This is a genomic window from Pantoea agglomerans (assembly GCF_021397715.1).
Lineage (GTDB): Bacteria > Pseudomonadota > Gammaproteobacteria > Enterobacterales > Enterobacteriaceae > Pantoea > Pantoea astica.
This window is the reverse complement of record NZ_CP090207.1, coordinates 1,314,460-1,327,583: the sequence shown is the minus strand read 5'-3', so window position 1 is coordinate 1,327,583 and position 13,124 is coordinate 1,314,460. Positions and strand designations below refer to the sequence as shown.

Here is a 13,124-nt window from a genome sequence, read left to right as displayed (position 1 = left end):
TCAGGCATTAATCACTTGCGCAATTTCATTGGCGCTTAAATGGTACTGTCGCGGACAAGTCTGCCACAAAGCCAGCATACGTTGATACTTTTCCCACATCGGCGTCTGGGCATTAAACCCGTGGGAGCCGGAATCAAAATGGGTGTAGCGCCCTTCGCTGTTGACCATAAAACGCACATACCCCAGATAGCGCGCTTCGGTTGCCGCATCGAAACCGAGGAAAGCCAGACGCCGCTCTTCCAGCGTGCCTTTATCTTTCAGGTTCGACCAGGAGACGTGCAGCGCATGGTGCATCTCCATAATGTCGATCACCGTCCGGCAGGTCTCTTCGCTGAGCTCACCGAACTCTTTGTCCAGCTCGCGCATCTGCAGCGCATAGCCGCGTTCGATAATGGTTTGATAACGGCGAAAGCGCTCACCATTTTCTGGCTCAAGCATTGCCATGATTTTGTACTGGTTGGTAAGGATCAAACGCTGTGCATGGGTCATTTCCATCATTTACTCCCGGCCAGAGACCGCTCAGATAACAGACAAGGTGGAAATGATCACACAGGGCTGACGATACGGAAATCTCCGTATCGCCTTTCTTTGATCTGACTGCAGGTTCGCCGGGTTTTTAGTGTAAAAACGGCGTGACTCAGAGGTCGTCGAGGAAGGTGCGGTCCAGCTGTTTGAAAGCGCGTTTCAGCACGTCAGCCAGCGCCTGGTAGGTCGGTTTGCCTTCAACCGGGGCGATGGCCTGCCCTGCCTCTTCCAGTTTTGCCCGCACTTCATGAAACCAGTTGAGCAACGTGGGCGGAAGCGGCGTGACGGAGCGTTTACCCAGCCACCATAGCCCCTGCATCGGCAGGCTACAGGCGAACAGTGCGGTCGCGACGGCTGGCCCGAGCTGACCGCCCATCGCGATCTGCCAGGTCAGCGTAAAAATGGCCAAAGGTGGCATAAAACGAATGGCAAAACGCGTCGCTGATGAGACACGATTTTCCGGGAATACCGGTGCCAGGCGCTTATCAGCCGGCCAGGTCTTCATGTAATGCTGTCCGCGCTGAAACATCCGGAACCAGCTGGTACTGCCAGATTCATTCGCCATGGCTCACCTCAACTAATACTGCAAAGATTAAAAAATAGTTATAACTACACAACTTTACGTGACATCCTTCAATTTTTTTTGTCTTTAAAGGTGACTCCGGCTATCCTGACGCCGTTTCTCCACCTTTCTGGCAGCGACGACCGCCTTTGGGAAGAGGACGGGTCATGTTTCGACAAAGAAATTTCAAATTTTTGCGTAAAATTACTAAAAATTTTTGCGGAAAAGCAGAATTCTGACTACCGCATGATGTTTATCATTAATCTACCAGCTTTCATGGGCTACGCTGATAGTCTGATTGCGTTTTTTTTCGCCACTCTCTAAAAATAGGTACTTCCATGTCGAGTAAGTTAGTTCTGGTCCTGAACTGTGGCAGCTCTTCCCTTAAGTTTGCCATCCTCAATCCTGCCAGCGGTGACGAGTTTTTGTCTGGTCTGGCGGAATGCTTTCATCTTCCTGAAGCGCGTATTAAGTGGAAGCTGGACGGTCAAAAACAGGAAGCCCCTCTCGGTGCCGGCGCGGCGCATAGCGAAGCACTGAATTTCATTGTTAAAACCATTCTGGCACAAAAACCCGCGCTTTCGGCACAAATTGCTGCAATCGGCCATCGCATCGTTCACGGCGGCGAAAAACTGACGCAGTCCGTGGTGATCACCGAAGAGGTGATTCAGGGCATTAAAGATGCCTCTTCATTCGCCCCGCTGCACAATCCGGCCCACCTGATCGGTATCGATGAGGCGATGAAAAACTTCCCGCACCTGTCAGATAAGAATGTCGCGGTATTTGACACCGCTTTCCATCAGACAATGCCGGAAGAGTCCTATCTCTACGCGCTGCCGTACAAATTATATAAAGAACATGGCGTCCGTCGCTATGGCGCGCACGGGACCAGCCACTTCTACGTCACTCATGAAGCGGCCAAAATGCTCAACAAGCCGCTGGCGTCACTGAACATCATTACCTGTCACCTCGGCAACGGCGGTTCTGTCTCGGCAATCCGCAATGGTGAGTGCGTCGATACCTCAATGGGTCTGACGCCGCTGGAAGGTCTGGTGATGGGTACCCGCAGTGGTGATATCGATCCGGCTATCATCTTCTTCCTGCACGACACCCTCGGCATGAGTGTGGATGCGATCAACAAGCTGCTGACCAAAGAGTCTGGCCTGTTAGGGCTGACCGAAGTGACCAGCGACTGCCGTTATGTTGAAGAGAACTACACCACCAAAGAAGATGCGAAGCGCGCGATGGATGTGTTCTGTCACCGCCTGGCAAAATATATCGGCAGCTATACCGCGCTGATGGATGGCCGTCTTGACGCCGTGGTCTTCACCGGCGGCATCGGTGAAAACGCCGCGATGGTGCGTGAACTGTCGCTGAAAAAGCTGGCGCTACTCGGTTTCGAAGTCGATCACGATCGTAACCTGGCGGCCCGCTTTGGCCAGTCCGGCTACATCAATAAAGAAGGGACCCGCCCGGCGTTGGTGATTCCAACCAACGAAGAGTTGGTCATCGCCCAGGACGCTGCGCGTCTGACTGCGTAATCACTTCTCTCCGTCAGCTCAGGCTGACGGAGTTGTTTTTGACACCCTGCAATTCCTGAGAGGTTCAATCGTGTCACGTACAATTATGCTCATTCCGACCGGCACCAGCGTCGGCCTGACCAGCGTCAGCCTCGGCGTCATTCGCGCCATGGAACGTAAAGGCGTGCGTCTCAGCGTCTTCAAGCCGATTGCTCAGCCGCGTTCTGGCGGCGATACCCCGGATCAAACCACCACCATCATCCGTAAGAACTCGTCGATTCCTGCCGCTGAACCGCTGCAGATGTCACGGGTAGAATCTCTGCTGGGATCGAACCAGCAGGATGTGCTGATGGAAGAAATTATCTCCCGTTACCATGCCAACACCCAGGATGCCGAAGTGGTGCTGGTTGAAGGCCTGGTCCCGACCCGTAAGCATCAGTTCGCTAACGCGCTGAACTACGAAATCGCGAAAACCCTGAATGCGGAAATCGTCTTCGTGATGGCGCTGGGCAATGACTCTCCGGCCCAGCTGAAAGAACGCATTGAGCTGACCCAAAGCAGCTTTGGCGGACAGAAGAATAAAAACATCACCGGCGTGATCATCAACAAACTGAATGCGCCCGTCGATGAACAAGGGCGTACCCGCCCTGACCTGTCAGAGATTTTTGATGACTCGTCAAAAGCCAGCATCGCCAATATCGATCCTAAGCAGCTGTTTTCCGACAGCCCGCTGCCGGTATTAGGCTGCGTGCCGTGGAGCTTTGATCTGATCGCGACCCGCGCCATCGATATGTGCCGTCACCTCAATGCGCGCATCATCAACGAAGGTGAGATTCAGACCCGCCGGGTGAAATCCGTTACCTTCTGCGCCCGCAGCATTCCGCACATGCTGGAGCATTTCCGCCCTGGCTCGCTGCTGGTTACCTCTGCTGACCGTCCGGATGTGCTGGTTGCCGCCTGCCTGGCCGCGATGAACGGCATCGAGATTGGTGCGATACTGCTGACCGGTAACTATGAGATTGACGAGCGCATCGCGAAACTGTGTGAGCGCGCGTTCCAGACCGGCCTGCCGGTGTTTATGGTGAAAACCAACACCTGGCAGACCTCACTCAGCCTGCAGAGCTTCAACCTGGAAGTGCCGGCTGATGATACCCAGCGCATTGAAAAAGTGCAGGAGTATGTCGCCAGCTACATCAATGCTGACTGGATTGAGTCACTGACCGCCACCTCTGAACGCAGCCGTCGTCTGTCACCGCCAGCCTTCCGCTATCAGCTGACCGAGCTGGCGCGTAAAGCAGGCAAACGTGTGGTGCTGCCAGAAGGTGATGAGCCGCGTACCGTGAAAGCCGCCGCGATCTGTGCCGAACGCGGCATCGCGACCTGCGTGCTGTTAGGTAATCCGGATGAGATCCAGCGTGTCGCTGCTGCACAGGGCGTTGAGCTCGGTAAAGGCGTCGAGATTGTCGATCCGGCTCAGGTACGTGAAAACTACGTGCCGCGTCTGGTTGAGCTGCGTAAGAGCAAAGGCATGACCGAAGTGGTGGCGCAGGAACAGCTGGAGGATAACGTGGTGCTTGGCACCATGATGCTGGAAAGTGGCGAAGTCGACGGTCTGGTTTCCGGTGCCGTCCACACTACCGCGAATACCATTCGTCCACCGTTGCAGCTGATCAAAACCGCGCCAAACAGTTCGCTGGTGTCGTCGGTGTTCTTTATGCTGCTGCCTGAGCAGGTGCTGGTCTACGGTGACTGCGCCATTAACCCGGACCCGACCGCTGAACAGCTGGCCGAGATCGCGATTCAGTCAGCCGATTCCGCCAAAGCCTTTGGTATCGACCCGCGTGTGGCGATGATCTCCTACTCCACCGGCACCTCGGGTGCAGGTAGCGATGTGGAAAAAGTGCGTGAAGCCACGCGTATCGCGCAGGAGAAACGTCCTGATCTGGTGATCGATGGTCCGCTGCAGTATGACGCCGCGATCATGGAAGATGTGGCGAAGTCGAAAGCGCCAAATTCACAGGTTGCCGGTCGCGCGACGGTGTTCATCTTCCCGGATCTCAACACCGGTAATACCACTTACAAAGCGGTACAGCGTTCTGCCGATCTGATCTCTATTGGTCCGATGCTGCAGGGGATGCGTAAACCGGTCAACGACCTGTCACGCGGCGCGCTGGTGGATGATATCGTCTACACCATCGCTCTGACCGCTATTCAGTCACAGCAGGCTGAAGGCTAAGCGTTAATCTGACAGAGAGGGCATGCCACGGCGCATGCCCTTTTTTTTATCTGCGATCGCGTAACCGCCTGCCACCACCGATTCAGGTGAACGGCACAGGCAGCGCGGTTCACTCGTTTATCAGGCGCGGTTCTCGCCGTTGCGGCTCATCCACAACGACAACGCCTTCAGCGAATCGTCGGTAAACTCATCACAACGTGCGGTGATCTCATCAGGCGTCATCCAGATGATCTCATCGACTTCGGTTTCCTGCATCGCAAAGGGTCCGTGTGACACACAGCTGAACAGCCCGCCCCAGACGCGGCAGTGTTCATCTTCGAAGTAGAATTTGCCATGTTCGGCAAAGGGTACATCGGCGATGCCCAGCTCCTCTTCCGCTTCACGTCGCGCCGACTCCAGCATATCTTCGCCGCTCTGTACAACACCGCCGGCGGTCGCGTCCAGTTTGCCTGGCATAAAATCTTTGATCTCGGTACGACGCTGTACCAGAATCTTGCCCATACCGTCATGTACCACGATATAGGTGGCGCGGTGACGCAGGCATTGAGCACGCATCTGTGCGCGTGTCGCCTGAGCAACGACTTCATTCTCTTCGCTAACGATATCGACCCACTCGACATCGTCACCCGCAATGTGATCCACCATCCGTAACCCTTTCCTGTTTAGCGTGCCTGGATGCACGCGCTGTTTACCACGTTATTCTCATAGTGTGGCGTAAGGTAATCACTTCCGTTAGCTTGAGCAAGCCTCGAAAGCTATCGATTTTTACCGCTTTCAGCTAACCACAGTTGTACTGAGGCACGCTGCCACTGAAACTCAGCATAGTGCTGTAAGCGTGCGGGTAACGGATCGCCATGCAGTACCAGTCGGTTGAGCATCACCGCCAGATCGGTATCGGCAATTGACCATTCACCAAACAGATTTTGCTGCCCTTCGGGTAACAGACGTTCAACTGCCGTAACTAGCTTATCCACCGCCTGCTGCGCTGAGGCGGTCAGCGGTGAAAATCGCTCGCCGGCAAACAGCACTTCAGTCGGCCGCTCCTGTCGGATCCACAGAAAATCGCTGCGTAGCCAGGCCTGAATCTCTCTTGCCCGCGCCCGTTTTTCACGGTCGCGTGGATAGAGACGTTCAAATTCGGGAGCCGGAAACCGCTCTTCGAGATATTCGCCGATCGCCGACGATTCGCTCAGCAGAAAGTCATCGATCTGCAGCGTGGGAACCCGGCAGGTTAACGAGAGCTCACGATAGGCCGCCGCGAATTGCTGATTCTGCGACAAATCAACCCGTTTCAGGGTAAACGGAATACCCTTTTCGGTGAGCGCAACGTAAGCCGACATGGCGTAAGGACTGAAAAATGATGAATCTGACCACAGGGTGATGGGCGGATAATTCATCGGTTACCTCAATTGGCTGTCAGGATTGCATCATGTTTACCGACTTTTATTTCTGAAGGCAACGCTGAGCTGGTCCGATGTTTCGCCTGATTGCAAGAAAGCGCGACGCGACTCACCTCACACTGGCCTTACTCTTCTATGCTGAAGAGAATAAATAACAACAACGTCAAGGGAGCCGCAACATGCACATTCTTATTACCGGTGGAACGGGATTGATAGGTCGTCATCTGATTCCTCGCCTGCAACAGCTCGGTCACCAGATCAGTGTAGTGACGCGTGACGTGGTGAGCGCGCGTGAAAAACTGGGCGAAGGCGTGGCGCTCTGGTCAGGGCTGTCGCAACAGTCCGATCTCAATAATGTTGATGCGGTGATCAACCTGGCGGGCGAGCCCATTGCCGACAAACGCTGGACTGAACCGCATAAGCAGCAGTTATGCGAAAGCCGCTGGCAGATCACGGAACAGATCGCCTCACTGATCAACGCCAGCACCACGCCACCGGCGGTGCTGATCTCCGGCTCGGCAACCGGTTTTTACGGCGACAGCGGCGATGTGGTGCTGACCGAAGAGGACCCCGGACACGACGAATTTACCCATCAACTTTGCGCGCGCTGGGAGCAGCTGGCGCTCGCGGCCGAAAGCGATCGCACCCGCGTCTGCCTGTTACGTACCGGCGTGGTGCTGGCTGCCGAGGGCGGTGCGCTCAGCAAAATGAAGCTGCCGTTTAAGCTGGGAATCGGCGGGCCGATCGGCAGCGGCAAGCAATATATGCCGTGGATCCATCTTGACGATATGCTCAGCGCGATTATCTGGCTGCTGGATCATGACGATCTGCGCGGCCCATTCAACATGGTCGCGCCTTACGCGGTACGCAATGAGCAGTTTGCCGCCATTCTGGGGCGGGTGATGCACCGTCCGGCCTTTATGCGCACGCCTGCCAGCGCCATCAAACTGATGATGGGTGAATCCGCCGTGCTGGTACTGGGTGGACAGCATGTGATACCGAAACGGCTGGAGGCGTCGGGATTTACTTTCCGCTGGTACGATTTACAGCAGGCGTTGCAGGATGTGGTGAAGCATTAACGAACGCGATCGGCGAATCATCACCGGCGTGCAGGCGCAGCACCGTCAGCCGGTGCCGTCTGGCGAAGCGGTGTCAACGCTGACGATAACGCGCAGCCTGTGCGCTACCGTCAGCCGCACCTCATGACCTGGCCCGCATCAGCCACACGCGGGCGCAGCGTTACTTCAGCGAGCCTTTCAGGAACTGCTGCAGACGAGCACTCTTCGGGCTGCCAAACAGCTCCACTGGCGTGCCCTGTTCTTCGATCTTGCCCTGATGCAGGAAAATGACGTGGCTGGAGACGTGGCGGGCAAATTCCATTTCGTGCGTGACCACTACCATGGTTTTCCCCTCTTCCGCCAGTTTCTGCATAATGCGCAGCACTTCGCCCACCAGTTCCGGATCGAGCGCCGAAGTTGGCTCATCAAACAGCAGCACTTCCGGCTCCATTGCCAGCGCGCGTGCAATTGACACGCGCTGCTGCTGACCGCCGGAGAGATGAACCGGATATTTCGCCTGTGCCCGCGCATCAATTCCGACCTTATCGAGATATTTGATCGCCCGTTCACGCGCTTCCGCTTTACTCAGTCCCAGCACCTGAATCGGCGCTTCCATAACGTTTTCCAGCACCGTCATGTGGCTCCACAGATTAAAGTGCTGGAACACCATGGTCAGGCTGGTACGCAGTGCGCGCAGCTGCTCTTTGTTCGCTACCTTGAGCTGACCATCTTTGTCGCGGACTAAGTTGATCTGCTGATTGTTGACCACGATGGTGCCTTCGCTCGGTTTTTCGAGGAAGTTGATGCAGCGTAAAAAGGTACTTTTCCCCGAACCGGACGATCCAATGATAGTGATCACATCGCCCGCGTTGGCGGTTAACGAGACCCCTTTCAGCACTTCATGTTCACCGTAACGTTTATGCAATTCGGTGACGCTTAATTTATTGTCAGCCATAGTTCTACTCAATGCGATGAAGAGGGTTTTACATGAGCCAGCCAGCGGCGTTCCGCAACACGGAACAGGCTGATTAACACGTAAGAAATGATCAGGTACAGCACGGCGGCCAGGCCGAACGCGGTAAACGGCTGATAGGTCGCCGAGTTAATATCTCGCGCGATTTTCAGCAAGTCCGGTACCGTAGCGGTAAACGCCAGCGCAGTGGAGTGCAGCATTAAAATCACTTCGTTGCTGTAAGCGGGTAACGCGGTGCGCAACGCCGACGGCAGGATAATGCAGCGATAGAGTTTAAAGGTGGAGAAGCCATAGGCCCGCGCTGCCTCAATTTCACCGTGTGGCACCGAGCGGATCGCACCGGCAAAAATTTCGGTGGTGTAAGCGCAGGTATTCAGGGTAAACGCCAGCAAGGTACAGTTCAGTCCGCTGCGGAAAAAAGCGTTCAGCAGTTCGGTGCCCTTAACAATTTCCAGCGTATACATCCCCGAATAGAACACCAGCAACTGCACGTAGAGCGGCGTACCGCGAAACACATAGGTGAACAACCAGACCGGGAAACTGATAAACCGGTTCGGTGAAACCCGCGCAATCGCCAGCAGGATCGCCAGCGTTCCGCCGATCACCACCGAGAGGATCAGCAGCCACAGCGTAATGGCGACGCCGGTAAAGCGGTAACCGTCGGTCCAGAGCAGCGATTTCCAGTATTCCTGAATGATATCAATCATAACTCGCCCTCTTCACGCCGACCGTGTAGCGCCGGTTGAGCCACCACAGCACGCCGTTCGACAGCGTGGTGAAGACCAGATAAATGACGCCCGCCACAATCGCGAAGTAGAACGGTTGCCAGGTACTTTTACCGGCCAGCTGAGTGGCTTTCACCACATCTTCCAGCCCCAGCAGGGAGACCAGCGCCGTCGCCTTGAGGATAACCTGCCAGTTGTTGCCAATGCCCGGCAGCGCATAGCGCATCATTGCCGGAAACAGTATGCGGCGGAACACCTGTGAACCGGTGAAACCAAAGGCGGTTGCCGCTTCGATCTGCCCTTTTGGCACCGCCATGAAGGCGCCGCGAAAGGTTTCAGTGAAGTAAGCACCATAGATAAAGCCGAGCGTGATGATACCCGCGACCATAGGGTCGATATCAAACTGGGCCAGACCCAGCGCGTCGGTCACCTGATTGAGCACAATCTGCAGACCGTAGAAGATCAGCAGCATAAGAACGAGGTCCGGCACACCGCGAATCAGGGTGGTGTAGCCTTCAAAAATCATCGCCAGCAGTCGGTTACGGGACAGTTTGGCACCGGCCCCGATCAGGCCGAGCAGCACTGCCAGTACCACTGAGGTCAGCGCCAGTTCCAGCGTCACCAGCGTGCCCCGAAGAATTACATCAGAATAGCCATACAGCATCGAAAGGGTCCTGTCGTGCGGTGGAAACGGAACGCTGCCCGCCAGTGGTGCGCGGGCAGCTTTGCTCTGCCAGGTCGTTGCGGATGTCAGCAGGCCGGTCAATGCCAGTGACAACAACGCCGACCGCTGTCGGCAATTGCTGCACCTGCATCCGGTCCGCTCACCTCAGCAATCAGTCGGCAGAGCGACAGGATGGTTAGTCGCCGTACACATTAAAGTCGAAATACTTCTTCGCAATCTTGTCGTAGGTGCCATCTTTACGCATCTCAGCAAAGGCTTTGTCGATGGCGGCTTTCAGTTCGCTGTCATCTTTACGCAGCCCCATACCGGTACCGACGCCGAAGATTTTGTCATCTTTCACTGCCGGACCGGCGAACGCGTAGTTTTTACCAACCGGCTGCTTCAGGAACCCTTCGCTCGCCTGGACTTCGTCCTGAAACGCGGCATCAATTCGCCCGGCATTGAGATCCTGATAGACCAGATCCTGGTTGGCATACGGCGTCACGTTGACGCCTTTTGGCCGCCAGTTCTGGTTGGCGTAGGTTTCCTGCGTGGTCCCCTGTAACAGGCCGATATTTTTGCCTTTCAGCGACTCAATCGTCGGCTCGATTTTTGAACCTTTCGGTGCCACTAAGCGCGCGTTGGCGGCGTAGAGTTTTTCCGAGAAGGCAATTTCTTCCTGACGTTTTGCTGTGATCGAAAGAGAAGAGATGATGGCGTCAATTTTCTTCGCTTTCAGCGAAGGGATCAGCGCGTCGAAGTCGCTCTCAACGTAAGTACATTGGGTATGAATGCGTTTACAGATTTCGTTAGCGAGGTCGATATCAAAGCCCACTAACTGCCCTTGCGCGTTTTTTGACTCAAACGGTGGGTAGGTTGGATCTGTACCGATGCGGATTGAACCTGGCACCGCCGCAAATACGCTGGCAGCACTGGATAAACCCAGCATCAGGGAAAGAGCCAGAACACGCTTTTTCATAGATTACCCTCAAGTGAAGTGCTTTTTGTTATGTGGTTCGTGATGTGTTTGCGCAAAGTAATTTGCATGTTTCATGCCAGTTCTGCAAGTTATCCGCGCACTTAGCGTGACGTGGGACAGCCGAAAACGCTGAGTTTGTCAGGGGAATATAACAGTGAAGTAAAAGAGAAAAAGCGATGATGTTAACTTTTGGTGCATCAAATGCACGAAGAGTGATCCGAGGCGCGCTTATGCACTAAATAAGTGCGCCAGCGGAACTTTATGCACCCTGCCAGCGCGCGAACAAATCCTCTGGCAATTCGATATCAAACTGATCGATGACCCGATTAACCGTTTGATCAACCAGTTGCTCAATGGTTTCAGGGCGATGATAAAACGCCGGTACCGGTGGCATGATAATCGCGCCCAGCTCGGCCGCGGTGGTCATCATGCGCAGGTGGCCAACGTGCAGCGGTGTTTCCCGCACGCACAGAACCAGCCTGCGCCGCTCTTTTAATACCACGTCAGCCGCACGGGTCAGCAGCGAATCGCTGTAGCTGTGGACAATGCCGGACAGGGTCTTCATTGAGCACGGCAAAATCGCCATTCCCAGGGTTTTAAACGATCCTGATGAGATGCTTGCTGCAATATCGCGCACGTCATGCACCACATCGGCCAGCGCCTGCACGTCACGCAGTGAGTAATCACTCTCCAGCCCCAGCGTCTGACGCGCCGCCTGGCTCATCACCAGATGGGTTTCCACCTCATCGACCTGCTGCAAAACCTGCAGCATACGCACGCCATAAATCACCCCGCTGGCGCCAGAGATGCCAATGATGAGTCGTTTCATATTCCAACCTTGCTGTATCCGGATGCACCATCATAACGCGGCCAGGCGATTTCTGAAAACAAACAGGGCGGGATTGCTCCCGCCCTGCTTTCTCTGCTTTAACGCTGGCGCTTAGCCTTCGTTGTGCAGTTCGAGGTTCTCAACTTCATTCTGCCGCTGAAGCGCTTTAGCATCATCATTACGCAGCGATTCAAGATACTCCAGATACTGCTGATCGACATCTTTGGTCACGTAAACCCCGTTAAACACCGAACATTCAAACTGGGTAATATCCGGGTTCTCTTCACGCACCGCTTCGATCAGATCGTCGAGGTCCTGGAAAATCAGCGCATCGGCTTTAATCAGCTGGCGAATCTCTTCCACTTCACGCCCGTGAGCAATCAGCTCGGTGGCGCTAGGCATATCAATGCCATAGACGTTCGGGAAACGAATTTCCGGTGCCGCTGACGCCAGGTAAACCCGCTTCGCACCGGCTTCACGCGCCATCTCAATAATCTGCTCAGAGGTGGTGCCGCGCACGATGGAGTCATCCACCAGCAACACGTTTTTATCCCGGAACTCGGCGCGGTTAGCGTTCAGCTTGCGGCGCACAGCGCTGCGGCGCAACTGCTGGCCCGGCATGATAAAGGTACGACCAACGTAACGGTTTTTCACGAAGCCCTGACGATAGGGTTTATCGAGAATGCGCGCAATTTCCAGCGCGATATCGGTCGAGGTTTCCGGAATCGGGATCACCACATCGATATCGAGATCTTCCCACTCGCGGGCAATTTTCTCACCCAGCTTGGTACCCATACGGACACGGGCGCTGTAGACCGAAATCTTGTCGAGGAAAGAGTCGGGACGGGCAAAGTAGACGTACTCGAACAGGCAGGGATTGCTTTTCGGGTTTTCGGCGCACTGGCGGGTCGAGAGCTGACCCTGCTCAGTGACGTAGACCGCTTCACCCGGCGCAACGTCACGGATAAATTCAAACCCCAGCGTATCCAGCGCCACGCTCTCCGAGGCGACCATATATTCGGTACGGCCATCCGCAATTACGCGTTTGCCCAGCACCAGCGGCCGGATGCCGTTCGGATCGCGGAACGCCACCATGCCATGACCGATGATCATCGCCACCACCGCATAGGCGCCGCGCACCTGCTGGTGCACCGCCGCGACGGCAGCAAAAATATTGTCGGCTTCCAGCGGATCGTTCTGGAAGCGATCCAGCTCCTGCGCAAAAATATTCAGCAGAATTTCAGAATCTGAGGTGGTATTCACATGACGACGGCCTTTTTCGAACAGATGCTTACGCAGTTCGTGGGCGTTGGTCAGATTACCGTTATGTGCCAGCGTGATACCGTACGGCGAGTTTACGTAGAATGGCTGCGCTTCAGAGGCACTTGAGCTGCCCGCGGTAGGATAACGCGCGTGACCAATCCCCATGTTGCCCTGCAGACGCTGCATGTGGCGTGCTTCGAAAACGTCGCTGACCAGGCCATTGGCCTTACGCAGACGGAAGCACTTCAGCGCATCGATAGTACAAATGCCTGCGGCATCCTGCCCGCGGTGCTGGAGCACCGTTAACGCGTCATAGATCGACTGGTTGACCGGCATGAAACCGGTGATACCGACAATACCGCACATGTTGTCATTTCCTCATTAAGCCGC

Annotated in this window: 13 protein-coding genes; 3 read left to right on the top strand and 10 right to left on the bottom strand. The window is 55.2% G+C overall.

Annotation, left to right across the window (positions count from 1 at the left end; translation table 11 throughout):
* Positions 1–495, bottom strand: coding sequence for a YfbU family protein (locus tag LZU96_RS06420; RefSeq protein ID WP_233988141.1), 495 nt, complete (start codon positions 493–495; stop codon positions 1–3).
* A 142-nt stretch (positions 496–637) separates the two neighbouring features.
* Entirely contained in the window at positions 638–1,090 is a 453-nt protein-coding gene (yfbV, locus tag LZU96_RS06415; RefSeq protein WP_233987532.1) for a terminus macrodomain insulation protein YfbV, read from the bottom strand.
* A 335-nt stretch (positions 1,091–1,425) separates the two neighbouring features.
* On the opposite strand from yfbV, the gene ackA reads away from it, so the two are divergent.
* Together ackA and pta are read left to right on the top strand one after the other, a co-directional pair.
* A complete protein-coding gene (gene ackA, locus LZU96_RS06410; protein WP_233987531.1) occupies positions 1,426–2,628 on the top strand; it encodes an acetate kinase in 1,203 nt (400 codons plus the stop codon).
* 85 nt (positions 2,629–2,713) lie between these two features.
* Positions 2,714–4,843, top strand: a complete 2,130-nt coding sequence (pta, locus tag LZU96_RS06405; RefSeq protein WP_233988140.1) for a phosphate acetyltransferase — start codon at positions 2,714–2,716, stop codon at positions 4,841–4,843.
* Between the two features lie 120 nt (positions 4,844–4,963).
* On the opposite strand, the gene yfcD is transcribed toward pta, so the two are convergent.
* Positions 4,964–5,488, bottom strand: coding sequence for an NUDIX hydrolase YfcD (yfcD, locus tag LZU96_RS06400; RefSeq protein ID WP_233987530.1), 525 nt, complete (start codon positions 5,486–5,488; stop codon positions 4,964–4,966).
* A 110-nt stretch (positions 5,489–5,598) separates the two neighbouring features.
* Positions 5,599–6,240 carry a glutathione transferase gene (gene yfcF, locus LZU96_RS06395; protein WP_233987529.1) on the bottom strand — a complete coding sequence of 214 codons (642 nt, stop codon included), beginning with the start codon at positions 6,238–6,240 and terminating at the stop codon, positions 5,599–5,601.
* Positions 6,241–6,422: 182 nt separating this feature from the next.
* On the opposite strand from yfcF, the gene LZU96_RS06390 reads away from it, so the two are divergent.
* Positions 6,423–7,322 (top strand): TIGR01777 family oxidoreductase, encoded by a 900-nt coding sequence (locus tag LZU96_RS06390; RefSeq protein WP_233987528.1) that lies wholly within the window; start codon positions 6,423–6,425, stop codon positions 7,320–7,322.
* A 160-nt stretch (positions 7,323–7,482) separates the two neighbouring features.
* Here LZU96_RS06390 and hisP read toward each other — a convergent pair whose 3' ends face one another.
* The 6 genes from hisP to purF form a co-directional block, all read right to left on the bottom strand.
* A complete protein-coding gene (gene hisP / locus LZU96_RS06385; protein ID WP_233987527.1) occupies positions 7,483–8,256 on the bottom strand; it encodes a histidine ABC transporter ATP-binding protein HisP in 774 nt (257 codons plus the stop codon).
* A gap of 8 nt (positions 8,257–8,264) precedes the next feature.
* Entirely contained in the window at positions 8,265–8,981 is a 717-nt protein-coding gene (locus tag LZU96_RS06380; RefSeq protein WP_233987526.1) for an ABC transporter permease, read from the bottom strand.
* A complete protein-coding gene (locus LZU96_RS06375) occupies positions 8,974–9,663 on the bottom strand; it encodes a histidine ABC transporter permease HisQ (protein WP_233988139.1) in 690 nt (229 codons plus the stop codon). The genes LZU96_RS06380 and LZU96_RS06375 overlap by 8 nt, the downstream gene beginning before the upstream one ends.
* 196 nt (positions 9,664–9,859) lie before the next feature.
* Entirely contained in the window at positions 9,860–10,642 is a 783-nt protein-coding gene (argT, locus tag LZU96_RS06370; RefSeq protein WP_233987525.1) for a lysine/arginine/ornithine ABC transporter substrate-binding protein ArgT, read from the bottom strand.
* A gap of 259 nt (positions 10,643–10,901) precedes the next feature.
* Entirely contained in the window at positions 10,902–11,471 is a 570-nt protein-coding gene (locus LZU96_RS06365) for a UbiX family flavin prenyltransferase (protein WP_233987524.1), read from the bottom strand.
* Between the two features lie 111 nt (positions 11,472–11,582).
* Positions 11,583–13,100, bottom strand: coding sequence for an amidophosphoribosyltransferase (purF, locus tag LZU96_RS06360; RefSeq protein ID WP_233987523.1), 1,518 nt, complete (start codon positions 13,098–13,100; stop codon positions 11,583–11,585).
* Positions 13,101–13,124: the final 24 nt, after the last annotated feature.

What these genes read in the sequence shown, in the direction of transcription:
- LZU96_RS06420 (WP_233988141.1), bottom strand. Translation starts at nt 495, where the DNA reads ATGGAAATGACCCATGCACAGCGTTTGATCCTTACCAACCAGTACAAA.
- yfcD (WP_233987530.1), bottom strand. Translation starts at nt 5,488, where the DNA reads ATGGTGGATCACATTGCGGGTGACGATGTCGAGTGGGTCGATATCGTT.
- LZU96_RS06390 (WP_233987528.1), top strand. Translation starts at nt 6,423, where the DNA reads ATGCACATTCTTATTACCGGTGGAACGGGATTGATAGGTCGTCATCTG.
- purF (WP_233987523.1), bottom strand. Translation starts at nt 13,100, where the DNA reads ATGTGCGGTATTGTCGGTATCACCGGTTTCATGCCGGTCAACCAGTCG.
- LZU96_RS06365 (WP_233987524.1), bottom strand. Translation starts at nt 11,471, where the DNA reads ATGAAACGACTCATCATTGGCATCTCTGGCGCCAGCGGGGTGATTTAT.
- yfbV (WP_233987532.1), bottom strand. Translation starts at nt 1,090, where the DNA reads ATGGCGAATGAATCTGGCAGTACCAGCTGGTTCCGGATGTTTCAGCGC.
- pta (WP_233988140.1), top strand. Translation starts at nt 2,714, where the DNA reads ATGCTCATTCCGACCGGCACCAGCGTCGGCCTGACCAGCGTCAGCCTC.
- LZU96_RS06380 (WP_233987526.1), bottom strand. Translation starts at nt 8,981, where the DNA reads ATGATTGATATCATTCAGGAATACTGGAAATCGCTGCTCTGGACCGAC.
- hisP (WP_233987527.1), bottom strand. Translation starts at nt 8,256, where the DNA reads ATGGCTGACAATAAATTAAGCGTCACCGAATTGCATAAACGTTACGGT.
- yfcF (WP_233987529.1), bottom strand. Translation starts at nt 6,240, where the DNA reads ATGAATTATCCGCCCATCACCCTGTGGTCAGATTCATCATTTTTCAGT.
- LZU96_RS06375 (WP_233988139.1), bottom strand. Translation starts at nt 9,663, where the DNA reads ATGCTGTATGGCTATTCTGATGTAATTCTTCGGGGCACGCTGGTGACG.
- argT (WP_233987525.1), bottom strand. Translation starts at nt 10,642, where the DNA reads ATGAAAAAGCGTGTTCTGGCTCTTTCCCTGATGCTGGGTTTATCCAGT.
- ackA (WP_233987531.1), top strand. Translation starts at nt 1,426, where the DNA reads ATGTCGAGTAAGTTAGTTCTGGTCCTGAACTGTGGCAGCTCTTCCCTT.